This is a genomic window from Dictyoglomus sp. GBS (assembly GCF_055179815.1).
This window is the reverse complement of record NZ_CM143687.1, coordinates 740334-766574: the sequence shown is the minus strand read 5'-3', so window position 1 is coordinate 766574 and position 26241 is coordinate 740334. Positions and strand designations below refer to the sequence as shown.

The 26241-nt window shown below is 31.7% G+C and carries 26 protein-coding genes, 1 tRNA gene, 1 pseudogene and 1 riboswitch; of the genes and pseudogenes, 16 read left to right on the top strand and 12 right to left on the bottom strand.

The window, feature by feature from the left end:
* Positions 1 to 33: 33 nt before the first annotated feature.
* Positions 34 to 123 (bottom strand) — tRNA-Ser (locus tag ACY3IT_RS03565).
* An 89-nt stretch (positions 124 to 212) separates the two neighbouring features.
* On the opposite strand from ACY3IT_RS03565, the gene ACY3IT_RS03560 reads away from it, so the two are divergent.
* Both ACY3IT_RS03560 and ACY3IT_RS03555 read left to right on the top strand, forming a co-directional pair.
* Positions 213 to 773 carry a nitroreductase family protein gene (locus ACY3IT_RS03560; protein WP_463083413.1) on the top strand — a complete coding sequence of 187 codons (561 nt, stop codon included), beginning with the start codon at positions 213 to 215 and terminating at the stop codon, positions 771 to 773.
* The gene (locus ACY3IT_RS03555) at positions 770 to 1582 is read left to right on the top strand and encodes a sugar phosphate isomerase/epimerase family protein (protein ID WP_463083412.1); all 813 of its coding nucleotides are present in this window, start codon (positions 770 to 772) and stop codon (positions 1580 to 1582) included. Before ACY3IT_RS03560 ends, ACY3IT_RS03555 begins: the two co-directional genes overlap by 4 nt.
* Here ACY3IT_RS03555 and pheA read toward each other — a convergent pair.
* Both pheA and ACY3IT_RS03545 read right to left on the bottom strand, forming a co-directional pair.
* Positions 1558 to 2628, bottom strand: coding sequence for a prephenate dehydratase (gene pheA, locus ACY3IT_RS03550; protein WP_463083411.1), 1071 nt, complete (start codon positions 2626 to 2628; stop codon positions 1558 to 1560). The genes ACY3IT_RS03555 and pheA overlap by 25 nt on opposite strands.
* Positions 2629 to 2753: 125 nt before the next feature.
* Complete coding sequence (locus ACY3IT_RS03545; protein WP_463083410.1) at positions 2754 to 3044, bottom strand: hypothetical protein; 291 nt, start codon at positions 3042 to 3044, stop codon at positions 2754 to 2756.
* Between ACY3IT_RS03545 and ACY3IT_RS03540 the strand changes: the two genes are divergently transcribed.
* The 4 genes from ACY3IT_RS03540 to ACY3IT_RS03525 all read left to right on the top strand — a co-directional run bounded on the left by ACY3IT_RS03540 (position 2935) and on the right by ACY3IT_RS03525 (position 7161).
* Positions 2935 to 3738 carry an ABC transporter permease gene (locus ACY3IT_RS03540; RefSeq protein WP_463083619.1) on the top strand — a complete coding sequence of 268 codons (804 nt, stop codon included), beginning with the start codon at positions 2935 to 2937 and terminating at the stop codon, positions 3736 to 3738. The two genes, ACY3IT_RS03545 and ACY3IT_RS03540, sit on opposite strands and share 110 nt — an antisense overlap.
* A gap of 93 nt (positions 3739 to 3831) precedes the next feature.
* On the top strand, positions 3832 to 4848 hold the full coding sequence (locus ACY3IT_RS03535; RefSeq protein WP_463083409.1) for a sugar-binding protein: 1017 nt from the start codon (positions 3832 to 3834) through the stop codon (positions 4846 to 4848).
* Between the two features lie 67 nt (positions 4849 to 4915).
* Positions 4916 to 6403 (top strand): sugar ABC transporter ATP-binding protein, encoded by a 1488-nt coding sequence (locus ACY3IT_RS03530; RefSeq protein ID WP_463083408.1) that lies wholly within the window; start codon positions 4916 to 4918, stop codon positions 6401 to 6403.
* A gap of 59 nt (positions 6404 to 6462) precedes the next feature.
* Positions 6463 to 7161, top strand: a complete 699-nt coding sequence (locus ACY3IT_RS03525) for an SDR family oxidoreductase (RefSeq protein WP_463083407.1) — start codon at positions 6463 to 6465, stop codon at positions 7159 to 7161.
* A 51-nt stretch (positions 7162 to 7212) separates the two neighbouring features.
* Here the strand turns inward: ACY3IT_RS03525 and ACY3IT_RS03520 are convergent, their stop codons facing one another.
* The 6 genes from ACY3IT_RS03520 to ACY3IT_RS03495 all read right to left on the bottom strand — a co-directional run bounded on the left by ACY3IT_RS03520 (position 7213) and on the right by ACY3IT_RS03495 (position 12686).
* Entirely contained in the window at positions 7213 to 7758 is a 546-nt protein-coding gene (locus ACY3IT_RS03520) for a PsbP-related protein (protein ID WP_463083406.1), read from the bottom strand.
* Positions 7759 to 7779: 21 nt separating this feature from the next.
* Positions 7780 to 8847: an endo-1,4-beta-xylanase gene (locus tag ACY3IT_RS03515; RefSeq protein WP_463083405.1), complete on the bottom strand. Its 1068-nt coding sequence runs from the start codon at positions 8845 to 8847 to the stop codon at positions 7780 to 7782.
* A gap of 5 nt (positions 8848 to 8852) precedes the next feature.
* A complete protein-coding gene (locus ACY3IT_RS03510; protein ID WP_463083404.1) occupies positions 8853 to 10202 on the bottom strand; it encodes an MFS transporter in 1350 nt (449 codons plus the stop codon).
* Positions 10203 to 10218: 16 nt separating this feature from the next.
* The gene (locus ACY3IT_RS03505) at positions 10219 to 11007 is read right to left on the bottom strand and encodes a mechanosensitive ion channel family protein (protein WP_463083403.1); all 789 of its coding nucleotides are present in this window, start codon (positions 11005 to 11007) and stop codon (positions 10219 to 10221) included.
* A 149-nt stretch (positions 11008 to 11156) separates the two neighbouring features.
* Positions 11157 to 11669 (bottom strand): rubrerythrin family protein, encoded by a 513-nt coding sequence (locus ACY3IT_RS03500; RefSeq protein WP_463083402.1) that lies wholly within the window; start codon positions 11667 to 11669, stop codon positions 11157 to 11159.
* A 75-nt stretch (positions 11670 to 11744) separates the two neighbouring features.
* On the bottom strand, positions 11745 to 12686 hold the full coding sequence (locus ACY3IT_RS03495) for a phosphotriesterase family protein (protein ID WP_463083401.1): 942 nt from the start codon (positions 12684 to 12686) through the stop codon (positions 11745 to 11747).
* 100 nt (positions 12687 to 12786) lie between these two features.
* Here ACY3IT_RS03495 and ACY3IT_RS03490 point away from each other — a divergent pair, with 100 nt between their 5' ends.
* From ACY3IT_RS03490 to thiD, 10 genes and pseudogenes are all read left to right on the top strand, one after another.
* Positions 12787 to 13734: a YbgA family protein gene (locus tag ACY3IT_RS03490; RefSeq protein ID WP_463083400.1), complete on the top strand. Its 948-nt coding sequence runs from the start codon at positions 12787 to 12789 to the stop codon at positions 13732 to 13734.
* Between the two features lie 23 nt (positions 13735 to 13757).
* On the top strand, positions 13758 to 14777 hold the full coding sequence (locus tag ACY3IT_RS03485) for a zinc-dependent alcohol dehydrogenase (protein WP_463083399.1): 1020 nt from the start codon (positions 13758 to 13760) through the stop codon (positions 14775 to 14777).
* Positions 14778 to 14942: 165 nt separating this feature from the next.
* Positions 14943 to 16363 (top strand): annotated as a pseudogene (locus ACY3IT_RS03480) (cellulase family glycosylhydrolase).
* Positions 16364 to 16403: 40 nt separating this feature from the next.
* Positions 16404 to 16523, top strand: a riboswitch (TPP riboswitch).
* A 55-nt stretch (positions 16524 to 16578) separates the two neighbouring features.
* A complete protein-coding gene (gene thiS / locus ACY3IT_RS03475; RefSeq protein WP_463083618.1) occupies positions 16579 to 16773 on the top strand; it encodes a sulfur carrier protein ThiS in 195 nt (64 codons plus the stop codon).
* Positions 16774 to 16780: 7 nt separating this feature from the next.
* Entirely contained in the window at positions 16781 to 17554 is a 774-nt protein-coding gene (locus ACY3IT_RS03470; protein WP_463083398.1) for a HisA/HisF-related TIM barrel protein, read from the top strand.
* 11 nt (positions 17555 to 17565) lie between these two features.
* Positions 17566 to 18672 (top strand): 2-iminoacetate synthase ThiH, encoded by a 1107-nt coding sequence (gene thiH, locus ACY3IT_RS03465; protein ID WP_463083397.1) that lies wholly within the window; start codon positions 17566 to 17568, stop codon positions 18670 to 18672.
* Complete coding sequence (gene thiF, locus ACY3IT_RS03460; protein ID WP_463083396.1) at positions 18669 to 19274, top strand: sulfur carrier protein ThiS adenylyltransferase ThiF; 606 nt, start codon at positions 18669 to 18671, stop codon at positions 19272 to 19274. Before thiH ends, thiF begins: the two co-directional genes overlap by 4 nt.
* Complete coding sequence (gene thiE, locus ACY3IT_RS03455) at positions 19264 to 19932, top strand: thiamine phosphate synthase (RefSeq protein ID WP_463083395.1); 669 nt, start codon at positions 19264 to 19266, stop codon at positions 19930 to 19932. Before thiF ends, thiE begins: the two co-directional genes overlap by 11 nt.
* Positions 19913 to 21169 (top strand): phosphomethylpyrimidine synthase ThiC, encoded by a 1257-nt coding sequence (gene thiC, locus ACY3IT_RS03450; RefSeq protein ID WP_463083394.1) that lies wholly within the window; start codon positions 19913 to 19915, stop codon positions 21167 to 21169. Before thiE ends, thiC begins: the two co-directional genes overlap by 20 nt.
* Positions 21147 to 21944 carry a bifunctional hydroxymethylpyrimidine kinase/phosphomethylpyrimidine kinase gene (gene thiD / locus ACY3IT_RS03445; RefSeq protein WP_463083393.1) on the top strand — a complete coding sequence of 266 codons (798 nt, stop codon included), beginning with the start codon at positions 21147 to 21149 and terminating at the stop codon, positions 21942 to 21944. The genes thiC and thiD overlap by 23 nt, the downstream gene beginning before the upstream one ends.
* Positions 21945 to 22243: 299 nt before the next feature.
* Here the strand turns inward: thiD and ACY3IT_RS03440 are convergent, their stop codons facing one another.
* From ACY3IT_RS03440 to ACY3IT_RS03430, 3 genes are all read right to left on the bottom strand, one after another.
* The gene (locus ACY3IT_RS03440; RefSeq protein ID WP_463083392.1) at positions 22244 to 23635 is read right to left on the bottom strand and encodes a DUF4388 domain-containing protein; all 1392 of its coding nucleotides are present in this window, start codon (positions 23633 to 23635) and stop codon (positions 22244 to 22246) included.
* 67 nt (positions 23636 to 23702) lie between these two features.
* Positions 23703 to 24689, bottom strand: coding sequence for an ABC transporter permease (locus ACY3IT_RS03435; RefSeq protein ID WP_463083391.1), 987 nt, complete (start codon positions 24687 to 24689; stop codon positions 23703 to 23705).
* 27 nt (positions 24690 to 24716) lie between these two features.
* Positions 24717 to 26201 (bottom strand): sugar ABC transporter ATP-binding protein, encoded by a 1485-nt coding sequence (locus tag ACY3IT_RS03430; protein WP_463083617.1) that lies wholly within the window; start codon positions 26199 to 26201, stop codon positions 24717 to 24719.
* Between the last annotated feature and the right edge of the window lie 40 nt (positions 26202 to 26241).

Sequence of the window (26241 nt, the reverse complement as noted above, 5' to 3'; positions counted from 1 at the left end):
AGAGAAACATTTTTAAAATATATAATAAAAAATTGGCGGGGAGGGTGGGACTCGAACCCACATGGCCGCGAAGGCCTTACCGGTTTTCAAGACCGGCCCCTTAGCCAATTCGGACACCTCCCCGATGTCCAAGAAAATTATACCATAAAAATTTTTAATTTTGTTTAAAATCTTGTGATATAATCTAAGAAAAAGGAAGGAAATTTTATAAAATGGATGTTAAAAAAGCAATTCAAGAAAGAAGATCTTTAAGATCATTAGAACCTTTTGAAGTTACCGAAGAATTAATTTTAGATCTTGCTGAATCTGCATCCCTTGCACCTTCATGTTTTAATAATCAACCATGGAGATTTATATTTACATATGACAAAGAACTCTTAAAAGAACTATATACTGCTCTAACACCAAGAAATAATTGGGCTTTTGTATCATCATTAATAGTAACTATATTTACAAAATATGAATTAGATTGCCAAATAAAAGGGAGAGATTATGCTCTATTTGATACTGGAATAGCAGTAGGCTTTATGTTATTAAGGGCAACTGAGCTCGGAATGATAGCTCATCCAATAGCAGGTTATGATGAAGAAAAGGTTAAAAAGATTTTAAACATACCTGAGGATATGCAAGTAATAGCCCTTATTATATTTGGGAAAAAAGCTGAAAAGCTAAGTACTTTATTATCTGATGAACAAAAAGAAAGAGAATTAAAAAGACCAGAAAGGCTTCCTATAGAAAAATTTGTATTTATAAATAAATATACAGAAAAATGAAAATATCGTGTTCTACAGCAGCTTTTATTGATCCATCCTCATCTACAGAACAAAAATTAAAAGATTCTATAGAAGCTATCAACAATATAGTTAAACATGGCTATGATGGTATAGAACTTTTTATACCAAATGTATTCTCTGATGAACAAAAAGAAATCCTATTCCAAGAAGCTTCAAAAATAAAAGGAAAAATACTTACGATTCATGCCCCTAAAAATACTCTTCATCGACCCTTAAAAGAAATTTTTACTCCTTTAACTAAATTAATCAAAAAGGCATCAGAATTAGAGGTAAATTATATAGTTTTACATCCACCATTCCAAAAAAACTTCAAATCCTTAATAAGAACAATATTCTACATTTTGGACAATATTTTACTTTTTGCTAAAAGAAACAATGTTACACTTACAATAGAAAATGTACCATACCTTTTAGATCCTCCAGAGTTTTTTAAAAACATTTGTGAAAAATATAAGGATGGTTTTGGAATAACCATTGATATAGAATATCTTTATTCCACTCCCTATTCCTTAGACAAATACCCTAAAGACCTTCTCTCCAAATATCTGAAGAATATTCATATAAGAGATTATGATGGAAAAAGTTTTGACGAAGAAGGAAATAGAAGATACCTAAAACTTGGTGAAGGCTTTATAAACTTCAAAAAACTCTTCGAAAAACTTTTTGAGATAAACTATGACAGTATCCTAACAGTAGAGACTGTATTTAACGATAAGATAGAAGATCTAATCTATAGTAAAGAATTTATAATTAAACATCTACCTCAGAAATCATTAGCTTCTGGATAAGAACCAAGTATTTTAAAATCTAAACATTCTTCCTTTATCTTATCCAATGCTCCCTTTACTTTATCATCTTCAACATGTCCCTGAAAATCAACAAAAAATCTATACTCAAAAGGTTTAGAAGGTACTGGTCTTGATTGAATTAAAGTCATATTTAATCCAAAATCATGAAGAGGCCGTAAAGCCCTATAAAGAGCTCCCGCTTGATGTTTCACTGAAAAAATTATGGAGGTTTTATCCTTACCTGTCGGTTTTGGAATATTTTTACCAAGCACTAAGAATCTCGTCTTATTATTCCATGCATCTTGTATATTTTCAGCCATTATATTTAAGCCAAAAATTTCAGCTGCAAAATTACTTGCTATTGCTGCACTATTTTTTTCTTTTAACACTAACATGGCAGCATAACTAGTACTAGAAGTTGGTATTTCTTCTACATCAGGTAAATTTTGCCTCATCCATCTCCTACATTGGGCTAATGCTTGAGGATGAGAATAAACTTTTTTAATCTTTTTAATATCCTTCTCTGTGGATAATAAGGAATGTCTAATGTCCAAATATACCTCACCTATTACCTTATTTGTAGTAATTGCTAAAAAATCCATAGTAACCCCTACTGTTCCTTCTAAAGAATTCTCAATAGGTACTACTCCAAAATCTGATCCTTCCTCTAAAACCTTAAAAATATCTTCCACAGAAGGTAAAGGAACAAATCTAACTCCTTCCCCAAAAAATTTAACAGCAGCCTGATGTGTAAAACTTCCTTCAGGGCCAAGATAGACTACAGTTAAATCTTTTTCAAGACTCCTCAAATAACTCATTATACTTTTAAAAATTCCATAAACCGCCTCTGGAGGTAGAGGCCCCTCATTTTCCTTTATAAGTCTTTCCAATATTTCCTTTTCCCTTTTAGGGTCAAAAACAGGATAGTCTTTTTCTTTTTTCCAGTTTTTAATTTCTAACACTATCTTTGCTCTCTCATTTAAAAGATTCAAAATCTTTTTGTCAATCTCATCTATCAATCCCCTTAATTCATTTAATTTTTCCATAACTAACCTCTTTTAAATCTATAAATTTTTATAAATTCTATAAGATAAAATCTTATTAGGTCAATATCTATTGTAATCTTGAGAAAAGTTTTGATTAAAAATTTTTTAATGATATAATAAAAACGTTAACGTAATCTTTTTAAAAAGGGGTGATAAAGCATTAAACCAGAAAAACAAAGAAAAAGAGGATTCTTCAAGGAATTTAACATTCTTATTGCCCTTATTGTACTTTGTGTATTTATAACCATTCTCAACCCAAAATTCATAACTCCCTTTAACTTACAAGTAATAGCAAGACAAGTAGCAATATATGGTCTTTTAGCTATAGGTGAAACTCTTATTATTATTGGAGGAGGTATTGATCTTTCTGTAGGGTCTTTGGTAGCTTTAACTGGAGTTTTAGTAGCTCTTTTCATGAAAAATGGAATTGATATGTACATTTCCATATTATTAGTTCTTCTATTTTCCTCTACAATAGGTTTATGGCATGGATTTTTTGTTACTAAGCTTAATGTACCACCTTTCATAATAACTCTGGGAACATTAACAGCTGCAAGAGGACTTGCTTCAGTAATAACAAAGGGTTGGCCTATAATAGGCCTTCCAGAAAAGTTCTTTTTTATAGGTCAAGGTGAAATTTTAGGAATACCCTTTCCATTAATAATTCTTATTTTTTTCACTCTTCTTTCCTTTTTCATCACTAAATATACTGTTCTCGGAAGAAATTTATATGCCATTGGCGGAAATATTGAAGCGGCAAGACTTTCTGGAATAGATGTGGATAAAATTAGAATATATACTTACATCTTTGGATCCTTTCTTGCAGGAGTAACAGGAATAATAATTGCATCAAGACTAAGTCAGGGACAGGCAGGAGTAGGTGGAGGATATGAACTAAGTGCTATTGCTGCAGCTGTTATAGGTGGAACATCCTTATCAGGCGGTGAAGGTACTATTCTTGGTACGATTATAGGTGCCACCATAATGTCAGTTATTTACAATGGACTAATTCTATTGGAGATATCTTCTTATTGGCATGATGTGGTAATGGGACTTGTCATTGTTACAGCAGTAACCTTAGATATCTGGAGGAAAAAGAAAAAGCCATAAGTTGGAAAGGAGGTGAAAATTTTTCTTAATTTGTTAATCTAAACAAAATTTCTGAACCTTAAATTAAAAAAATTAACAGGGGGGAATAAAAAAATGCGTAAATTACTTGTTATCTTATTGATTTTAGTATTTCCTTTCATATTCTCTACTGGATTTTCAAAAGATATACATGTAGCGGTTATAGGAAAATCTGTACATCCCTATTGGGCAGAAGTAGAATTAGGGGTAAAGAAAGCTGCCCAAGATTTAGGAGTTAAAGCCACATTCTTTGTACCTCAAAAAGAAGATATTCCAGCACAGATTTCTCAAATGGAATCTTTCATTGCTATGGGAGTAAGTGGTATAGCTATAGCACCATCCGATCCTACAGCCATTGCCCCTACTATTGAAAAGGCTATGGCAAAAGGTATTCCAGTAATAACCTTAGATACTGATGCTCCTCAAAGCAAGAGACTAATATACATTGGAACTGATAACTACTCAGCTGGAAAAATTGCTGGTTTGGTAATGTCTGATCTTTTAGGAGTACGTGGCGGAAAAGTAGCAATAGGTACAGGATCACTTACTGCTATGAATTCCTTAGAAAGAATGAGAGGATTCATGGATGGTATAGCTAATAACAAAAGAATCACAGTAGTTACAAAACCTGCACTCTGTGACTTTGAGGATACAGGAAGAGCAGTAACTCTTGCTGAACAAGCCTTACTTACCTACCCAGATCTGAGAGGTTTCTTCGGGGTATATGCATTTAATGGGCCAGCTGCAGCAAAAGCTGTAAAATCAGCTGGAAAAGTAGGCCAAGTAATCATAGTATGTTTTGATACCACAGCTGAGCATATGCAACTTATAAAAGAAGGAGTTATTGCTGCAACCGTAGGACAGAGACCATATATGATGGGTTATAAGAGTGTAGAGGTACTTACTAAGATGGCTCAAAAGGGTGTAGATGCAACCCTTAAAGAATTACCTGCTAATAGAATTATTGACACTGGAGTTGATGTGGTAGCAGGAGATAAATATGTAAAGAGCATAAAGAGCGTACAAGCTCTTACAGTAGAACAATATAGAAAGAAGCTCCAAGAGTTAGGAATTCCTGTACAAGGCTGGTAAATTTATTAAAGGAGAGGGGTTTTATTACCCCTCTCCTTTAAAATAAAATGGAGGTGTAGATTATAAAATGAACCAAGAGATATTGATAGAGATGAGAAATATATATAAAAGTTTTCCAGGAGTTCAAGCCCTGTCAGATGTCAACATAACAGTATATAAAGGAGAAATTTTAGCAATTGTAGGTGAAAATGGAGCAGGAAAGTCTACCCTAATGAAGATTCTTGCTGGTATATATCAAAAGGATAGTGGTAAAATAATATTTAAAGGTAAAGAAATTAATCCTCAAACACCTCACGAAGCCCAAAGTCTTGGAATATCTATGATACATCAAGAATTTAATTTAGCACCCAATTTAGATATTGCAACCAACATCTTTTTGGGAAAAGAACCCAAAAAGGGGAAATTAATAAAAATTTTTGATTATAAAAAAGCATTCTATGAATCCCAAAAATTATTAGAAATAATAGGTTTAGATTTACCTTCTGATACATTAGTAAGGAATCTTACAGTTGCCCAACAACAAATTGTAGAAATCGCTAAAGCTCTTGCATCAAAATCAGAGATAATAATTATGGATGAACCTACATCAGCATTAGCAGGAAAAGAAGTAGAAAAACTATTTGAAATTGCAAGGAATCTTAAGAATCAAGGAGTTTCCATCATATTTATAACCCATCGTTTAGAAGAAGTCTTCCAAATTGCTGAAAGAATAATTGTTTTAAGAGATGGGAAAAAGGTAGGAGAATTGCCTGCAGACAAAGAAAGATATAATGAAGTTATAAGATTAATGGTAGGAAGAGACCTAAGAGTTATTCCAAAACCTGAAACTGAAAAAGGAGATATAGTATTAGAGGTAAAGAACCTTTCATCAAATAAAATCCACAATATATCTTTTTATTTAAAAAAGGGTGAAGTTTTAGGTATTGCTGGACTTGTAGGAGCAGGAAGAACAGAGATTGTCAGAGCAATTTTTGGAGCAGATCCAAAAACCAAAGGGGAGATATATTTAGAAGGTAAAAAAGTAGATATTAGGACTCCTAAAGATGCGGTAAAATTGGGTATAGGATTAGTGCCAGAGGATAGAAAGTTACAAGGACTTATTTTAAATATGGCTATACATGAGAATATATCTCTTGCTTCCTTACCCTTTTTATTCCCAAACTATATTATAAAGGCAGAAAAAGAATATAAATTAGCAAATCACTTTGTAGAAAAGTTAAAGATTAGAACCCCAAGTATTTTTCAAAAGGTATTAAATCTATCAGGAGGAAACCAACAAAAGGTTGTTTTATCAAAGTGGCTTGCCTTAAATCCTAAGGTCTTAATATTGGACGAACCAACAAGAGGTATAGATGTAGGAGCAAAAGCAGAAATACACTCTCTAATAGGTGAATTAGCAAAACAAGGTATCGGAATTATACTTATTTCTTCAGAACTTCCAGAGATTTTAGCCTTATCTGACAGAGTATTGATAATCTCAAAGGGGAGAATAACAGCAGAATTACCTAAGGAAAATATATCTCAAGAAACTATAATGCAATATGCAGTAATTTAACATCTCTAAAAAATAGGATAAAATAATTTGCAAAATATATACTTAAAGGAGGAAATTGTATGTCCTATATTGTATTAATAACAGGAGCGTCAAAAGGTTTAGGTTATTCGTTATCTGAGCTTTATCTTTCAAAGGGTGATTATGTAATTGCTACCTATCGAAAGAATTTAGAAAACTTAGAGAAGATCAAAGATAACCCTAATCTCCTATTATACAAAATGGATGTAGCAGATGAAAATTCTGTAAAAGATGCTTTTGAATTTATAAAAGGCAAAGTTCCCCATATTGATATATTAATTAACAATGCAGCAGTCTATTTGGAAGACAAAACAAAAACAATCGAAAATGTAGATATAGAAAAAGCCATACAAACACTGAATATAAACTCTATAGGCCCCTTAAGAGTATTAAAATACTTCTTCTCTTTAGTTGAAAGAGGGAACAAGAAATTAATAATTAATGTATCTTCTGAAGCGGGTAGCATATCAAATTGTTGGAGAGATAGAGAATATGCCTATTGTATGTCAAAATCAGCCTTAAATATGCTTTCTGCTATATTACAAAATTATAGCAGAAACAAAGGTATAAAAGTGCTTGCAATTCATCCTGGATGGATGAGAACCGATATGGGTGGTCCTAATGCTGATATTCCCCCAGAAGAAGCAGCAGAAGGAATTTATAATTTATCTATGAAAGAATGGGACATTAATGATAAAAACATCTATATGGATTATAATGGAAATCTTATGACGTGGTAGATTTATGAATTATACTTTGTGGGAGGGACTTAAATTAGTCCCTCCCTTTTTTTACAATATTTGAAATGTTTTTAAGCTATTTTCAAAAAGAGGCAAGTATTTATCAAAAGTATCCTTAAGAGCAGAGAAGGTAAAAACATAGAATTTATGATCTTTAATAAAGTAAACTTGCTTTTGTTTTATAGCTATATCTCCTACCACCTTAATTAGATAAACTAATTCATATCCTTCAAATCCCGCCACATCCCTTTTACCCTCACTTTGGAATTCTATTTCCCCTAATTCCTCTGAAACATAGCTTAATTCTTTTTTGATTGATGATATTAACTCATCGTTTATAACAGCTTCCTCATCTTCTGGAATATTTAGTATGTTAATATTAAAGTTAACTCTAAAACCCAAATCAGCAGGACCAACAAAAATAGCAGCCAAATTATAAGGAGCACCATCCTTAAATTCCCAATCTATAGGTGGAATTATTGAAAATCCATATTTTTCATTTATATACCTTTCTGTATCTGCTAAAATAAGATTGATGTTAATAGTAAGCAAAACTAAAGAGACTATTAAAAATCTAAAAATTCTTTTATAAAACATTAGCTTAAATTCCCCCCATTTTTAAAAATTTACAATTTCCCAAAAAGCCTTCTTAGGATTGTGATTCTTATCAAAAAGAAGTGGATAATCTTCTCTCCCTCTTACAGGCCAAAAGAAAAGCCATGTATAATCATCAGCGACTCCCCAAAAAGTAACTCCTGTAACTTTTCCTTTGTATTTTCTTAATATTGCAAAAGCTTCTTTATAAAGTTGAGCTTGTCTTTCAAGTCTATCCTCAGGTGGAACTTTAAAGTTATTATTTTCATTTCTATCATAATAAATCGATATATCGAATTCTGTAATCTGCACTTCTACACCAAGCTCTAAAAATCTCTTTATTGAATCTTCAAGCATCTTAGGAGTCGGCCAACTCAAAGTCCAATGTCCTTGAATACCAATACCATGAATTGGAACCCCTTTTTCTTTCAATCTTTTCACCAATTGATATGCTTTCTCTCTCTTTACCGGATCCTCCAAATTGTAATCGTTATAGAACAACTTTGCATTCGGATCTACCTCATGTGCCCATATAAAAGCTTTTTCTATAACTTCTTCTCCACAAATATCGTACCATGGGGCTTTCCTTAAAAATTCATACGGATTATCTGATAATGCTTCATTTACCACATCCCAAGCATAAACCTTTCCCTTATAATGGCCTACTACTTCCCTTATATGTTCCTTTAATCTTTCTAATATTTCCTCTTTAGTACCTGTTCCTCCCTCTTTTCCAGCAAAAACCCATGGTGGAGTCTGATTGTGCCAAACCAAAGTATGTCCCCTTACTTTCATACCATTTTTCATGGCAAATTCTACAATTTCATCAGCAGGATCAAAATTATAAACATAAGGTCTAGGATGAATAACTTCCCATTTCATCTGGTTTTCAGGAGTCAAACTGTCGAAATGCTTTTTAAGAAGTTCTTCATAATTATAAATATTTAAATTACTTACAGCAGCACCAATTAAAAAATAATCTTTATAAACTTCCTTAAGCGATGGTATCTCCATAGCTTTCACCTCCCTTAAAGGGGTCATTATAGAAAGTACTAAAAGAAACAAAACAAAAATTTTTAAACTGAACCTCATAAGAATTAACCTCCTTTCTGTTTTTTCATTGAATTTTTTATATTTTCAAGCTTTAAATATAGATCTTTCAATTCTTTCTCAAAGAAGAATACCAAGAGAAAAAGCAAAATACCACATGGATACCAGAAAATAGAAGAAATTGATAAAGAAAAATCAAGTTTCGAAAATTTAATAAGATCTATAGCTCTTTCAGGAGGAACATTTATACTTACATTGGCTAAGACTCCTCCTATATATCTTCCAATTCCAGTACCTACCGAATCTGTCAGATTAAAAATGGAAAAAATTGAAGTTCTATTTTCTGGTACATTAACATTCATAAGCATCATCTTTACATTAGGTCCTGTTAAAGAAGAAAAGAAACTTGCCAAGGTCCCCAAAAGGGCAAAATTCAAAAAAGCTTTTGAGGGTATATAAGCAAAGACAATATATGCAAGAGTTGCTCCAAGGATAGTACTTACACTACAAAATAAAGGAGTATACTTAGGTCTCTTTTTATAAAGAGCTCCACCTATAAAACCTCCCAAAAGAATTCCTAAAAGATTTCCTAAACCAAATAAGAAGTATATAAAGGTAGCCTGCCCCTGCGATAAATCTCTTTTTCCTACGAGGAAAGCTATAAGAAAATAAGGAATAGCTCCCCATGGTATAGTACCTGCTATACCCTGCAAAAAAAGAAGAAGATTGGTTTTTATTTTAACAAGATTTGCGTAGTCTCTAATATTTATCGTCCTTGGATAAACATAACCTGCCTTAATTAAATCTTCTATACCCTTTTCAGAATATCCTCTTTCTACATTAGGAATGAAAAATAAATAAAGTAAAGCAAGAATCCAGTTTGGTACTGATACAACTATAAAAGGTAATCTGAAATTTCCTGTATATTCATATACAAGGCTTGAAAGAATTACCCCAATAAGAACTCCCAATGATAGCGAAGAAGCAACAATAGAGGTTGCTTTACCTCTTTCTTCCTCTTTATACAAATCGCTAACAATAGAGAAAGCAAGTGGAAAAACCACACCTACACCTATACCCGTGAGAACTCTTAATATAAAAAATTGAGTCCAATTTTGGGCAAAAGCAGTTAAAAAACATGGTATTTCTCCTATGAGAATCCCAGTCACAAAAAGTATCTTTCTATTTATTTTGTCTCCAAAATATCCCCAAAAAAGTGATATGAAAGCTCCAAAAATAGTAAAAACAAGACCTAATTCTCCAAGATGGTTAAAATTTACATTAAACTCTTTCATAATCTGATCCATAAAAGGAGACATCACCAACTGATCAGCATTTAGAAAAACCATCATTAAAACTATTAAGGATAAGGCAAATCCTCTAACCCCCTTTTTCACAATAAATTACCCCCTCTTATACTTTTTGATTAATTCTTAAATCAACCACCATAAATGGAATAGCAATTCCATTATCATCAAACTTTTTCTTTATTCTAATACTTAATGAGTTTGCAGCGTTGAAATAATTATCTCTATCTACCCAAAAATATATTGTATATGTAACACCAGAACTACCATATTCTTTAAATGCAACAATATTTGTTACAGAAGGATCTTTTACTACTAATGGTTCCTCCTCTAAGGCTTCTTTTATTAACCCAATAACTTTATTAAGATCCGAAGAATAATCAACAGTTACATCAAAATTTATTCTGCGATAAGGGCCTGGCCAATATTTAGTAACCATTCCAGACCATACTTTTCTATTAGGTATGTAAACCATCTTTCCATCAAAGGTTTTTAATCTGGTATGATTCATCTCCACAATATCTACCATTCCACTTATTCCATCAATTTCTACTGCCTCTCCTTCAAATACTTTTCTTGTAACTAGAACAAGTATTCCAGAAAGGAAATTAGTAAGAGGTTCTTGAAAGGCGAGTCCTAAAACAACACCTGATATACCAAGACCGGCAAGATACGGAGTTAAATTAATATTCCATATAGACAAAACAATTGCTAACCCAAAACCATATAAAAGGAAACCAATAATCATGGAAACTGTTTTAGGGGCCTTTATCTCTTTTCCTGTCCTTGAAACAGCCCTATATATGCCTTTCATGATAAATCTATGTCCAAAGAATGTTATAAATAATATTAATATGGAAAAGAAAACGTTTAAATATATGTTACCTAAATTCATTTTCTATACTAACCTCCAGCTAAACGCAAAATCTTTAAATATTATATCATCAGAATAATTTTATCTCAATTAATGGAATTATGGAGTAAAAAATGAGTTTGATTAAAAAATAAAGAGGGGGAGGAAAAACTCCTCTCCCCATCATTTTTTTACACAGAAAACTCTTTATATGAGCTTTTAGGAGCCCCACAAACAGGACATTTCTCTGGTGGCTCACCTTCTACAGTATGTCCACAGACTGGGCATATATAAATTTTTTCTGCTGTATAATCTTCATTTTTCTCCACTAATTCCTTTGCCTTTTTATACATTTCAGCATGTATCTTTTCTGCTTCCCAAGCAAATCTGGTGCTTCTTTCTGCCCCTTTTTCGTTTTGGAACAAAGCTGTATTGTTATACACTGGGTACATTTCTTCTATTTCAAAAGTTTCCCCTTCTATACATTGCATAACATTTTCTGCCATCTGTCCACTTATAAGCCCAAGTTCTCTATAATGGTTTCTTGCATGGATATACTCTGCATAGGCTATTGCTTTAAAAAGATTTGCAAGCTTAACTAAACCATTCTTCTCAGCCTCTTCAGCAAAAATCATATACTTCATATGAGCCATACTTTCTCCTGCAAAAGCCTCATGAAGAAATTTTTCGGTCATCTTTCTCATATTTTTAACCCCCTTTATCTATTTCTTTATTTATAATTATAACAATTTTTTTCTAATTCTCAAAACTTACTTTAACTATTTTTTTCTTATTCTGATCTCAAAAGCTCTTTTTGGATTTTCTATTAGAAACTCGTTTATTATCTCCTGAGAAATATTTCTCTTGATTAACTCAGGTATCAGTTTGTAAAAAATATCAGTATAACCTCTTATTTTTTGTCTTCCCCCATTCTTTTCTCCTACAGCATACCAACCTGCATCATGAGAGAGAAGTATCCTATCTTCAAATCCTTCTTTTATAACCCTTTCTATCAGCCTAACATGGTAATCAATAGGTCTTGCCCCAATTGAATCGTACTCAAGCCATATTCCTCTTTTTAATAACATTAAATGTACATCAAAATCCTCTATATTATCAGCATGTACTATTATAAGAGAAGAGAGATCTATACCCACTTTCTTAATAATATCTGTAACTTCAATGGCACAAACAGCTTCTCCAGTATGACATGCTATAGTAAGTCCTGTTTCAAGATGTGTTATAGCAGTAGCTATTATAAGTTTTTTATCTAAATCGCTGAGAGGTCCAGGATTTACTGCAGTCTTAATAAATCCTGGTTTTATATCCGTATCTTCAATACCTTCTTTCCACTCTTTAATAAACATTTCTGCTATTTTTTCTGCAGTTTCCCCATAATATTTTTTTGGAACATGTTTTCCATTACCTGCCCCATAAAATCCCGTATTTGTAACAATATTTAAACTTGAAAGTTCAGAAAGAATTTTTAATGTTTTAACATCCCTTCCTACATATTTAGGGGTGCATTCAAAAAAAGTTTTAACACCCAAATTCTTTATTTCTAATAAATAAGGCAACATGGTATTGATAATATCGGACCTTATAGAATTTGTTATCTCTATCTGATCTTCTGCAGAAGAAAAATCTACAAGAAGGTGTTCATGTACTAAAGTGAGCCCTAAACTTTCCCCATCTATAGCACCCTTTACAGTCATAAGCATAAAAATTTACCTCCTTAAAAGATTTACTCCCTTAGTTTAGTATAACAGAAGATTAGTTTTAGATCTTTATTTAAAAATTTTAAAAAGATATAATTTAAATATGAGAAAGTTCATTAAGCCTAAAATAGTTTTAAGTTCATGTCTAAATTTAGAACCCGTAAGGTATAATGGAGAAATCATTAAAGATCCCTTTGTTATAAAACTTAGAGAATATTGTGAGATAATTTCTGTATGTCCTGAAGTATCCATTGGCCTCGGAGTTCCAAGAGACAAGATCATAGTTTATAAAGAAAAAGACAATTACGGTATTTATCAACCCAGCAAAGATTTAGATTTAACTCAAGATATGTTAAGTTTTACATATAATCTTTTATCAAATCTTCCACAAGTTGATGGCTTTTTATTAAAAAGTAAATCACCTTCTTGTGGAGTTTCCAATACACTTGTATATGCAGATAAACATGGTAAGGAATTTTACTTCAAAGGGAAAGGAATATTTGCTCAAATAATATTAGAAAAATTACCAAATCTACCTATAGAAGATGAAGGAAGGTTAAGAAATAGAGAAATAAGAGAAAAATATTTGATAAGAATTTTTAGTCTATCTGAATTGAGAAATCTTGAAAATCAACTAAAAAATATATCCCAACTTATAGATTTTCATCAAAGATATAAATATCTATTAATGGCCTTTTCACAAAAACATTCGAAAATTATGGGAAACTTAATAGGAAATTTTAATAAAGAAAAACCGTTGGAAGATATAAAAAAAACGTATTCTAATCTATTTAAAGAGGCCTTATCCTCAGCATTAAAGAGGGGAAATCAAGCCAATGTCTTACTCCATATTTTTGGACATTTTTCTAAAAAATTAAAAGAAGGAGAAAAATCTCATTTTCTCTCTTTAATTGAAAAATACAGAATGGGAAAGATAGAAATAAAGGTACTTCGTGAAATAATCAAATCCTGGGCTTATAGATTTGACGATCAATATATTATGAATCAAACTTATTTAGAACCTTATCCTGAAGATCTTGAAGAATCTTAATAAATACTAAGGGGGACAGTCTTATGAAAAATCAAGGTTGGCTTCTTAAAGAAATAAAAAGGTTAGAACTCATTGAAACACCTTATCCGTCAATAAAGGATGATGAAGTATTATTAGAAGTAATCTATGCAGGAATTTGTGGATCTGATCTTCATGCCTACCTGGGAGAACATCCCTTTGTAAAACCAGGCATTGTTTTAGGCCACGAATTTGTTGGAAAAGTAATTGATAAAGGAGAAAAAGTTAAAAATATGAATTTAGGAGATTATGTTGTAATTGAACCAAGTCTAACATGTGGGAATTGTTACAATTGTGTTCATGGAAGATATAATATTTGTAAAAATTTGGATGTAATTGGATGTACAAAAACTAACGGTGGATTCCAAAGATACATATCAATTCCCTCTCACAAGGTATATTCAATAAACGATATTCCTTTAAAAAGGGCTGTCTTAACAGAACCTTTAGCAGTAGCTGTTCATGGGGTTAGAAGATCGAGTTTCAAACCAGGAGATGAAGTATTAGTTATAGGTAGTGGTCCTATCGGTCTTCTTACTACCATATTTCTATATCTATCATTGCCTAAAAAGATAGTAGTTGTAGATCCTATTGATAAAAGATTAAAACTTGTAAAAGATTTATGCCCCAACATTATACCTATAAAGCCAGATGAGTTAACAAATTCCCTCTTTACCCAAGAAGGCCCTGACGTGACCTTTGAATGTGTAGGTATAGATCAAACAATAAATATGGCTATTGAAAATGCAAAAAAAGGAACAGATATAATCCTTATTGGTGTTCCTAAGGAGATATCTTTAGCTAAGCTTATTTATATCCAAGACAGAGAACTAAACTTAAAAGGCTCTCTTATGTATACAAAAGACGATTACCTAATTGCTATAGATTTACTAAGGAAAAATCAAGTAGATTACGAAAGATTAATCTCCCATATCTACCCATTTGAGGAGGTAAATAAAGCTTTTGAAGATATCATTAATGAGAAAGAAAAATATCTAAAGGTAATAATTGAAATAGCAAAATAAAGTCAAAATTTTAAAAAAATTGTAAATAATTTACTCAAGCATTATTCTAATATTTCACACGTTTTTCTCTTGCATTTGTTACAAAAAATATGTAATTATTTACAAATTTTTTACTATTTGATATACTTTTTAAAGAAAGTTAAAACGAAGGGGGTACATAAATATATGAAAAAACTAAAACTCCTAAACACATTACTTCTATTTTTAATCTTTATAAGTCTAATTTCTGGCTGTACTAAAACAACTGATATTTACAATAATACATTAACAGAAGATAATACCGTAATAATAACTAAAGAAAATATAAATAAGGCACCCAGTACATCTGGCATAAAGGGGGTTAATAATCCCCACATTTGGTTTGATTCACAAGCATATTCCGCCCTTGATACCATAAAAAGCTATGGTTTTAATACAGTTAGAATTGTTTGGCAAACAAATGGATCAGCCTCAAGATTGAAACAGATAATTGATAGATGTAAAAGCTTAGGTCTTAAACCCATTCCTGAATTGCATGATGTTACAGGTAGTACATCTACTAGTGACTTAGATAGAATGGTATCTTGGTGGATAAATAATAAATCATATATCGCCAGTGATGTCTGGATAAATATTGCAAATGAGTGGGGACCAAGAAACAGTACTATTTGGAGAGATGCTTACAAAAACGCTGTAAGTAGAATGAGAAATGCTGGAATAAATAATGTATTAGTAATCGACTCGGGTGGATGGGGACAAGATGACCAAGATATTTTAAACTATGCCTTAGAGGTACTAAATTCTGATCCATTAAAGAATATTGTCTTTAGCATACACATGTATGGAGAATGGAATGATAATAGCAAAATTTATAATTTTTTGTCTACTTGTAAGAACCGTGGTATTCCTATCATTGTAGGTGAATTTGGATATAACTACAATAACGGTAACAACAATCTTGGATGTAAAGTTGATGCTTTATACCTAATGCAAACCTGTAGAAATCTTGGAATAGGCTTTATTGCATGGTCATGGACAGGCAATAACAGTGAAAATGCATGGCTTGATATGACTTCCCCTTCAGATTGGAAGACTCTAACTTATTGGGGCAAAATGGTAGTGTACGAAAAAGACCCAAATGCTGGAAATTCGTCAGTATTATATAATTTTGAAGGTAGTACTCAAAATTGGACAGGTACAAATGTAGTTGGAGGACCATGGTCCGTAAATGAATGGGCCTACAATGGAAGTTATTCTTTAAAAGCTGATGTAGACTTAGGTACAGGTAAGCAATTTTACCTTTGTATAATTTCAAATCATAATTTTTCTGGAAAATCAAAACTTAAAGCAGTAGTAAGACATGCAGCCGGGGTGATCAAGGAACAGGCATGCAAGCCAAATTATATATAAAGGTGGGAAGTAATTGGAAATGGTATGATGGAGGCACTGTTAATATTAGCTCAAATACATCAGGGACTGTATTAACTTTAAATCTATCGGGAATTTCAGGACTAAATGACGTAAGAGAATTAGGAGTTCAATTTTTATCTGGCAGTGGATCATCAGGAAGATCTGCTATTTACCTTGATTATTTAACTATCGAGTAAAATAACTTCATTTTGTGGTATAATTACTAAAAATTGAAGATAGGGTTTCCAGGGGAGCTGAGGGGAAAAGCTCGGCTGAGAGGAGGTCTATAATCCCGACCTCGACCCTTAGAACCTGACCCGGGTAATACCGGCGGAGGGAGTGAAAATTATTGGAATTTAAAGGACCGCTTGGTAATATCCGGGCGGTCCTTTAAGTTTTATATGGAGGTGAAATTTATATGTTAGTAAACGATATAGAAATAAAGTACAAGGGAAACATTAAAGGACTTCTTTTAAAACTTAAATACCCTTTAGAAAAAATAGCCGTTCTTGTTAACGGAGAAATTATTAAAAAAGAAGATTGGGAAAAATATTATCTTAAAGATGAAGATTATGTGGAAATAGTATCCTTAGTAGGAGGGGGTTAAGAAGAATATGCAGTTTGAAATTGGTGGAAAAATAATAAACAATAGGTTATTTGTGGGAACTGGAAAATTACCAGATTATAGCATTATCAAAAATATGTATGAAGAACTCAAAATAGAAGTATTTGTCGTAGCAGTGAGAAGAATAAATACAGATATAAATAAAGGCAACTCTATATTAGATTTTATCCCAAGAGATGCTACCATCATGATAAATACCTCTGGGGCAAGAAATCATAAAGAAGCTGTAAAAATAGCTCTTATCGGTAGAGAAATTACAGGATCAAACTGGATTAAGATCGAAATCACAGGAGAAATGAAATATCTTCTGCCCGATAATGAAGAGACAATTAAAGCATCAGAAATTTTAGTAAAAGAAGGCTTCAAAGTATTTCCATATATATCACCTGATCTTATAATTGCCAAAAAACTTGAAGAAAAGGGAGTTTCAGCAGTAATGCCTTTAGGATCTCTCATAGGTAGTAATAAGGGCATTGATTCAGAAATACTAATTAAAGCAATAATTAATGAAATTTCTATTCCTGTAATAATAGATGCAGGAATTGGTAAACCTTCTCACGCCGCAAAAGCTATGGAGTTAGGAGCTGATGCTGTACTTATAAATACAGCCATAGCTACTTCAAAAGATCCCTTAAATATGGCAAGGGCTTTTAATTACGCTGTAAAAGCTGGAAGATTGGCATATGAAATAGGACTTCCAGAAGAAAAAGATTACGCAAGTGCAAGCTCTCCACTTTATGATCTCATTAAAAGTTTGGATTAATAGGTGAGCCAATGTTAGAAAAAGTTCTAAATTGGGCTGATAATTTTTTAGAACAAATTAGAAAAGAAAAGAAAAAGTATGATATAAGGAAAATTTTAAAAAAGGAAGAAATAAACGAAGAAGAACTTTATATTCTACTATCTGATACAGACGACAATAATCTTGTACTTATGGCAGAAAAGTCAAAAAAACTTACAGAAAGATACTATGGAAAAGTTATCACTCTATTTACCCCTCTTTACCTTTCTAATTATTGTCTTTCATCATGTAAATATTGTGGTTTTTCTATAGAAAACAAAATAAAAAGAATAAAATTAAAAAAAGAAGAATTAATCGAAGAATATAAACACATAAAAAATTTTGGAATTGATAGTATTTTATTATTAACAGGATGTGATAGAATCAATACACCTTTTGAATATATACTCTCTGCTGTAGAAGAAGCAAAAAATTACTTTTCTGAAATCATAATAGAGGTATATCCAATGGATGAAGAAGAATATAAAATCCTTGTTAATAGAGGTCTAACAGGAGTAACACAATATCAAGAGACATATAACTTAAAAATATATGAAGAATTACATCCTTATGGCCCTAAAAAAGATTTCTGGTACCGAATAAAAACTCAAGAAAGAGCAATAAAAGCAGGAGTTTTTGAAGTTACCTTAGGTATTCTACTTGGGCTAAATAATCCCATTGAAGATACATTCAAAATGCTACTTCATGCTAAATATCTCATGCAAAAATATCCTAAGGCAGAAATAAATATCTCTTTTCCAAGATATCGCCCTGCTGGAACAAATTTTGTTCCCCAATATATTGTGAATTCAAAGACCCTATTACGTCTCATTTTTACCTCTCGAATTTATTTACCTCCAATCGGAATCACCATTTCAACTCGTGAATCTCCAAAACTTAGAGATCTTATTATAGGTTATGGCGTTACAAAAATGTCGGCAGGTTCTAAAACATCCGTCGGTGGATACGCAAAAGATAGAGAATCAGAAACACAATTTGAGGTAGAAGATAAAAGAAGCATAAAAGAAATAATTGAGATAATTAAAAGCAAAGGATATAGGCCAGAATTTACAAATTGGATTAAAGGAGGCATAGCATGAATGACTTTAGAGACATGCTTATAAATTATTTTACTCAAGAAGAATTAAATAAAATTCGTAAGACAAAAATAGTAATAGCAGGTTGTGGGGGATTAGGCTCAAATGCTGCTATAACTCTCACAAGAACAGGTTTTGAAAATTTTATTCTCATAGATCATGATAAAGTAGAAACATCAAATTTAAATAGGCAAGCCTATTTCTACAATCAAATAGGTAAACCAAAAGTTATTGCTCTTAAAGAAAATATTCTTTCTATAAATTCTCATTGTAACATTATCACTTTTGAGGTGAAGATCACATCTGAGAATGTAATAGATCTATTATCTCAAGGAGACATCATTTTAGAAGCAGTAGACACTGCAGAAACAAAAGCCCTATTAATTAACACTGCTGTTAGTTTAGGTAAAAAGATCGTCTCAGCTATAGGAGTTTGTGGATTTGGTGACATTGAGAAAATAAAGATTAAAAAATTTAAAAACATAACCCTTATTGGAGATTTTCAAAGTGATAATAAAAACTTTCAACCTTATGCTCCTAAAGTAATTGCTATTTCAAGTATGCAATGTGATGAAATTTTAAGGATGGTGCTATATGAAATCTAAGAAATTAGATCTACTAAAGAATTACAATCTTTACTGCATTACAGCCGAAAATTTATCTTTAGGTAGAAACAATATAGAAGTAGTAAAAGAAATGCTATCTTCAGGTGTAAAAATCATACAATACAGAGAAAAGAAAAAAACATTAAAAGAAAAATATAAGGAAGCATTAATTTTAAGAGAACTTACTCTACAATATAATGCCATTTTAATAGTTAATGATCATTTGGACCTTGCAAAAATTGTTGGGGCAGATGGGGTACATATTGGTCAAGACGATTATCCTATAGAAGTAGCAAGGGAATTATTAGGAGAAGAATTTATTATAGGAGTTACTACCCATAATAAAGAACAAGCCAAAAAAGCTGAAAAAGAGGGGGCTGATTATATTGGTCTTGGACCAATTTTTGAAAGTTTTACAAAAGAAAACCCCCATCCTCCAATTGGATTAGAGATTCTAAAATGGGCTACCGCAAATATAAAAATTCCAGTAGTAGCGATAGGAGGTATTAAAGAAAACAATTTAAAACAAGTTTTTGAAAATGGAGGAAAATGTATAGCTATGGTAAGTGAGATTGTAGCTTCAGCTGATATTAAAGAAAAAATAAAAAATCTCATGAAGATAATGGAGGTTTACAAAAATGGAACAAACAATTCTTGAAAAACTAAGAATAAATCAAGTCCCTCAAGAAATAGAAATAGCATATAAAAATGAAGAATTTCCATCTATAGAGGAGTTTATTAGAAAAACAAAAGAAGGGAAAATTGTAGTTCCAGCTAATAAAAAAAGAAAAAGAAATAAATATTATGCTATAGGAGATGGCTGTAGCATAAAAATAAACGCTAATATTGGGGTAACATCGGATTTTTCAAGTTTTGATCTGGAATTAAAGAAGGCTGAAATTTGTGAAAAATATAATGTGGAATCGGTAATGGATCTTTCTTGTGGCAAATATGCAAAATCCTTTAGAGAAAAATTAGTAAGAGAATTCAGTTTTTTGGTAGGGAGTGTACCAGTTTATGATATAGCAGTCCGTGCAAAGAATTTTATTAAAACAAAGCCAAAAGATTTTCTTGAGGTTTTAGAAGAACATGCAGACTCAGGAGTAGATTTTGTAACTATACATGCAGGAATAAACTTAAGATTGGCAAAAGAATTAGAAAAATCACAAAGAATTTTAAATATAGTATCCCGCGGAGGTTCTATGATATATAAATGGATGATAGAAAATCAATCTGAAAATCCTTACTATGAATACTTTGATGAAGTACTAAAGATACTAAAAAAATACGATGTAACCATAAGCATAGGTGACGCATTTAGGCCAGGATGTATTTTTGATTCAGGTAATAATTTACAGTTTGAGGAAATATTAGAAGTAAGTAAATTAGCCAAAATAGCCCATGATTATGGTGTACAAGTAATCATTGAGGGTCCTGGTCATATGAAAGCAGATGAAATACCCTATACCATAAAGACCATAAAAAAGATATGTCATGATTTTCCTTTGTATGTCCTTGGACCTCTAACCACTGATATTGCAGCAGGATATGATCATATATCAGGAAGCATGGGAGCATTAATTGCAGGTTTGAATGGAGCTGATTTTATATGTTATGTAACACCAGCAGAGCATCTAAGATTACCAAATATAGAAGACGTGAAAGAAGGAATCATCGCCTTTAAAATAGCAGCTCATAGTGTTAACTTGGTGAAAGGATTTAAAAAGAGTATAGAAAGGGATTATACTATGGCTTTAGCAAGAAAAAATTTAGATTGGGAAAAAATCATAAATACATCTATAGATCCTGATAAAGCAAAAGAATATAGAAAGGATTTATCAATAACCACATGTACTATGTGTGGTGATCTTTGTGCAATCAAGAATAGCTCATAAAAAGAAGATTCTCATAATATCTGGGTATGATCCAACAGGTGGAGCAGGTATTTTATTGGATACAAAAACTATTCATCTTCTTAATGGTTATGCTTTAGGAGTACCCACATGCCTTACTATTCAAGATACTCAAAGAGTATATAAAGTTTACGAAATAGATTCCAAATATTTTATAAAATCTCTCGAGTACTTAATAAATGATGTGAAAGAGATTGATGCAGTAAAAATAGGAGCTTTGTACTCAGAGAAAATTATTAATACTGTGATAGATATTATAATAAAATATAGATTAACTAATATTGTTCTTGATCCAATAATTAAACCAACAAAAGGTACCAAACTACTAAAGAAAAATAGTTTACAAAAATTAGTTCAACTAATGTCCTTATGTACTATAATAACCCCAAATATTCCCGAAGCAGAGGCACTTTTAAACATCAAGATAGAGACTTTAGAAGATATTAAAACAACCATTTTCAATTTAAATAAACAATTTAATATAAAAAATATTGTATTGAAAGGCGGACATCTTCCCATAAATAACAAGGTATATGACATTCTTTATACAAAGGATAAATATATCTTTTACCCCAAAATTCTTAGACAAAACCTAAATGTACATGGTACAGGTTGTGTTTTCTCTTCAATCTTTGCTTATTATTTATCTAAAGAAAAAAATATAGAAGATGCCTTTTATAATACTGAATATACATTTGATAAGATCATAAACAATATAATACAAATAGGTCACGGACAAAAGGTATTTAATATATAGATTTTACCACTCCATCCTTATTACTTCTTCTCTAATTCCTGAATCCTTTACCTCCATTAAAATAAAGTGAGGTTATCTTCATATAAATTGCATGAAACGCAAGACCTTCCCGCACCTATTTCAGAAATTATATATATCATATGAAAAGGGAAGAAAATTACTGTATTCATATTCCTTATCGCTACTCTACCCAAGAATATCCTAACCCCAAATTATATAAAATCAAGCTTTATCTCCAATAATAGCAAAATTAAAGGGAAAAACTATACTAAAACCTTACTTTCCTAATTATTTAACCCTTAAACTACCATAGCAAATTTTTCCACATTTCTTGGATTTAATAGTTTAATTTCATCTAAGACTTTTTGCAATAATACTTTTAATTCAATTTCTCCAATTTTCTTTCTCATTTCATCAAAAATTAGGTCAATTCCGTCCTTAATGAATCCTACTATTTCTTCTTCTGAATATTTTTCCTTTTCTCTATTAAAATAAGCAAAGTTTGGTATATCCCCTTCAATTATATGGGAAAACATAAATCTGACATCCAAAAAAGAACTATCAATGTAGTTCCTATAAATTTTTATTAACTCATTATCTAAATCTTTCTCTTTCATTTCTCTTAAAAACCTTCTCCAGAATATATAAAAGGAATGAATTAAATCTAACTTTTTATCTTCTGATATGTCAATTATATGTTTATCTGTGATTAAGTCCACAATTATAGATTGCGTCTCTATTTTATCAAGTAAAGAATAATGAAATACTTGTTTTAAGGATCTCTCCCCATTAAAAAATAATGAAACTATCAACTCATTAGAATTTAGTTTTCTATTAGCAGGAACATATATATTATCACCTTTCTCACCCAATAAAATGGAAAATTGTTCCAATTTTTTCCTGTCAGATGGCATCTTTATCTGCTTGTTTAAAACTTCAAAAGCCTCCCTAAAAAATACCTCTATCTTACTCTCAGGAAACTTCACAATATTTCTAAAAAAGTAATGCCAAGAAATCTTCTCTGAAGACGTTATATCTTCTACGATAAAAGCAAGCTCTTCTTGCATATCTGAAATAAAATCTTTAATAACCTTTCTAAGAGTCCTTTCATTTATCCCTATTTTGTTTCCTTCTTCTAAGAGATATCTCCAACGTCTCCAAAAAGTATACAGAAGGAAGACCCTACTATCCTCTTCAGGATATATTAACTTTTTCTCTTTTATAAGCTTTTTAATTATCTCTAAGCTCCTATACTCTCCTAAGGGAGAATTCAAAAGCACCTCTCTAACATTTAAGATACCATCAAAAGATGAAGCCACCACTTCTTCTTCTAAAGCTAAACCATCTACTCTTACTGGTAATAGCATAAAGTCGCCAAGATAATTTACTAAGTCTATATAAACTGACACATTAATAAGCACTTCTAAAGGATCTAAATTTAAAAGCTTTTGGGAAATTTTTTCTTCAGGATGAAAAACAAAATCCCCCTTATCCCATAATACAATACCTAACAAGGCATCATATCCTTCAATAAACCCTGATCTTACATCTACAATCTTTCCATTTTCTATAAAGATTTCTGCTTTTTTAATTCCATTATCTATTTCCAATTTACCCGTTTTTTTCCCTATAGATATAGTCTGTAGAATCTCCCATAAAGGAATACTTTGTAAATTACCTTTAAGTCCCACAAATTTTCCCTCCTTCTAAAATTTTCTTTCTCCCTCTACCCCCCTCCCAGAGATTTTTATAACATTCTTATCTTATTATTCCCATTTTTTTCTTTCTATATTGATCAAATATAATAGCAGCAATTATAATTGCACCAATAGCTGATGGTTGCCAATAGGCTGGAAAACCTAAAAGTACCATTCCAGTTCTCAAAACTTGCATTATTGCTGCACCAATAATTACTCCTAAAACAGTACCCTCACCTCCAGTAAGAGAAGCTCCTCCTATAACAGCTGCAGCAATAACATCTAACTCATAACCACTAGCTGCAGTAGGTGCTGCCACACCTAACCTTGCAGTCATTAATATTCCACCAATTGCCGTTAGAATTCCACATAGAGTATAAACGAGTATTTTCACTCTTCCTGTATTAATACCAGAAAGCCTTGCTGCTTGCTCATTTCCACCCACTGCATAGATTCTGTATCCCCATGAGGTCCTATTAAGAAAAATTGAGGTTATTATACCTAAAATTATCATAAAAACAACAGGAAGAGGAATACCAACACCTAAAAAGGGTATATCATACTGACCTAAAATATTAAAACTCCTTGGTAAATCTCTAACAGGCCATCCTCCAGTAATCCCATAACAGAATCCCCTTGCTATATTCATGGTACCCAGGGTTGCTATAAATGGAGGCAAATTTGTTTTACTTATAAGGAGACCATTAATAAAACCAATAAATGCTCCTATCAATATACCTCCTATAATCGATAGAAATACACCAAAATTAGCCTTTAGCATCATTGCAGTTATTAAACCAGACATAGCCATAACCGATCCAACCGATAAATCAATACCACCAGTTATAATAACCATTAAAATTCCAAAACCACTTATCGCAATCCATGAAAAGGCACGCAATATATTAAAAATATTTGTTGAAGTTAAGAAGGTTTCAGTAGTTAAACTTAAAAAAAGACATAAAACAAAAAGAATGATTAATATGCCAATCTCTTGCATTCTTATCGTTTTTAATATCCCTCTTTTATCTTTAGAGGCTTCCTTCATTGTAATACCTCCCTCCGATATAGAAAATTAGTAACTACCAGATGCATAAGCCATTATTTTTTCCTGTGTTGCTTCACTTCTTGGTAGCTCTGCTACAATCTTTCCCTCACTCATAACAAGAATTCTATCACTCATAGCAAGAATCTCTGGAATCTCTGAAGATATCATAATAATTCCTATTCCAGTTTTAGCAAGCTGACTCATTATTGCGTGAATTTCAGCTTTTGCACCTACATCTATACCCCTTGTTGGTTCATCTAATATCAATACCTTAGGATTTGATGCGAGCCATTTTGCAAGAACAACTTTTTGTTGATTTCCACCTGACAGATATAAAACTTTTTCAAAAATACTTGGAGTTTTAATATTCAATCTCTTTACGAAATTTTCTGCTATCTCGGTAAGTTTATTCTTATCTATAAAACCCAAAAATTTCAAGATCTTCCTAATGATTGTAACTCCAATATTTTCTCTTACAGACATCTTTAATATCAAACCTTGATTTTGTCTATCTTCTGGAACTAAGCCAATACCATGTTTTACTGCGTCTTCCGGTGATTGAATCTCAACTTTTTCTCCATTTAAGTATATTTCACCTGAAATCTTAGGATCTGCACCAAAAATTAATCTTACGAGTTCCGTTCTACCAGAACCCACCAATCCTGCTATACCAAGAATTTCACCCTCATATAGAGTAAAACTTACATCCTTTATTATCTCACTTTTTAAGTTCTTAACGTCAAGAAGAGGTTTACCTTTAGAAACCTCTTCCTTTTTAAACATATCTCCAAGGGGCCTGTTTACCATAAGATATATGACTTTATCAAAAGTAGCCTCATCCCTACTCATTAATCCAACCATTTTTCCATCTCTGAGGATTGTTATTCTATCTGCTATTTTAAATATTTCTTCTAGCCTGTGAGAGATAAATATAATAGCAATACCGTGCTCTTTCAGCTGTCTAATAATTTCAAATAGTTTTTCAACTTCCTCAGGACCTAAAGCAGAGGTTGGTTCGTCCATAATGATTATCTTTGCATCAAGAGATAGAGCCTTAGCTATTTCTACCATTTGTCTTTGAGCCACCGAAAGATTTTTTACCAATTCCTTAGGATCAATATTAGCTCCTACTCTATCAAGAATCTCTTTTGCTCTCTTTTCCATTTCCTTCTTATCTACAAAACCTAATTTCCCTAATATTCCTTTTCTTTTAATTTCTCTTCCCAAAAAGATATTCTGAGCTACAGTTTGATTCGGGGTGACATTTAATTCCTGATATATAGTACTGATACCCAAAAGTTGAGCATGATATGGATCCTGAATTTCTACCCTTTTTCCATCTACATAAATCCTTCCTGCATCCTTTCTATAAGCACCACTAAGGATTTTCATTAATGTAGATTTTCCAGCACCATTTTCCCCAACAAGAGCCATAACCTCACCACTATAAGCCTCAAAATCTACCCTATCTAATGCTTGAACTCCTGGAAATGTTTTAGATATTCCTTCCATTCTAAGTATTGGTTCCAAATTTTGTCACCTCCTCTAAACC

Excerpts from the sequence above, each read along its gene's own strand:
- ACY3IT_RS03435 (WP_463083391.1), bottom strand. The coding sequence starts at position 24,689 with ATGAAGGAAGCCTCTAAAGATAAAAGAGGGATATTAAAAACGATAAGA.
- ACY3IT_RS03545 (WP_463083410.1), bottom strand. The coding sequence starts at position 3,044 with ATGAAAAGAGCTACTAAAACTCCAGTTAAAGCTACCAAAGACCCTACA.
- ACY3IT_RS03560 (WP_463083413.1), top strand. The coding sequence starts at position 213 with ATGGATGTTAAAAAAGCAATTCAAGAAAGAAGATCTTTAAGATCATTA.
- ACY3IT_RS03530 (WP_463083408.1), top strand. The coding sequence starts at position 4,916 with ATGAACCAAGAGATATTGATAGAGATGAGAAATATATATAAAAGTTTT.
- ACY3IT_RS03495 (WP_463083401.1), bottom strand. The coding sequence starts at position 12,686 with ATGCTTATGACTGTAAAGGGTGCTATAGATGGGGAAAGTTTAGGGCTC.
- thiC (WP_463083394.1), top strand. The coding sequence starts at position 19,913 with ATGGAACAAACAATTCTTGAAAAACTAAGAATAAATCAAGTCCCTCAA.
- ACY3IT_RS03520 (WP_463083406.1), bottom strand. The coding sequence starts at position 7,758 with ATGTTTTATAAAAGAATTTTTAGATTTTTAATAGTCTCTTTAGTTTTG.
- ACY3IT_RS03500 (WP_463083402.1), bottom strand. The coding sequence starts at position 11,669 with ATGAGAAAGATGACCGAAAAATTTCTTCATGAGGCTTTTGCAGGAGAA.
- ACY3IT_RS03490 (WP_463083400.1), top strand. The coding sequence starts at position 12,787 with ATGAGAAAGTTCATTAAGCCTAAAATAGTTTTAAGTTCATGTCTAAAT.
- ACY3IT_RS03470 (WP_463083398.1), top strand. The coding sequence starts at position 16,781 with ATGCAGTTTGAAATTGGTGGAAAAATAATAAACAATAGGTTATTTGTG.
- ACY3IT_RS03515 (WP_463083405.1), bottom strand. The coding sequence starts at position 8,847 with ATGAGGTTCAGTTTAAAAATTTTTGTTTTGTTTCTTTTAGTACTTTCT.
- ACY3IT_RS03485 (WP_463083399.1), top strand. The coding sequence starts at position 13,758 with ATGAAAAATCAAGGTTGGCTTCTTAAAGAAATAAAAAGGTTAGAACTC.
- pheA (WP_463083411.1), bottom strand. The coding sequence starts at position 2,628 with ATGGAAAAATTAAATGAATTAAGGGGATTGATAGATGAGATTGACAAA.
- thiH (WP_463083397.1), top strand. The coding sequence starts at position 17,566 with ATGTTAGAAAAAGTTCTAAATTGGGCTGATAATTTTTTAGAACAAATT.
- ACY3IT_RS03430 (WP_463083617.1), bottom strand. The coding sequence starts at position 26,201 with ATGGAAGGAATATCTAAAACATTTCCAGGAGTTCAAGCATTAGATAGG.
- ACY3IT_RS03505 (WP_463083403.1), bottom strand. The coding sequence starts at position 11,007 with ATGAATTTAGGTAACATATATTTAAACGTTTTCTTTTCCATATTAATA.
- thiE (WP_463083395.1), top strand. The coding sequence starts at position 19,264 with ATGAAATCTAAGAAATTAGATCTACTAAAGAATTACAATCTTTACTGC.
- ACY3IT_RS03535 (WP_463083409.1), top strand. The coding sequence starts at position 3,832 with ATGCGTAAATTACTTGTTATCTTATTGATTTTAGTATTTCCTTTCATA.
- ACY3IT_RS03525 (WP_463083407.1), top strand. The coding sequence starts at position 6,463 with ATGTCCTATATTGTATTAATAACAGGAGCGTCAAAAGGTTTAGGTTAT.
- ACY3IT_RS03555 (WP_463083412.1), top strand. The coding sequence starts at position 770 with ATGAAAATATCGTGTTCTACAGCAGCTTTTATTGATCCATCCTCATCT.
- thiF (WP_463083396.1), top strand. The coding sequence starts at position 18,669 with ATGAATGACTTTAGAGACATGCTTATAAATTATTTTACTCAAGAAGAA.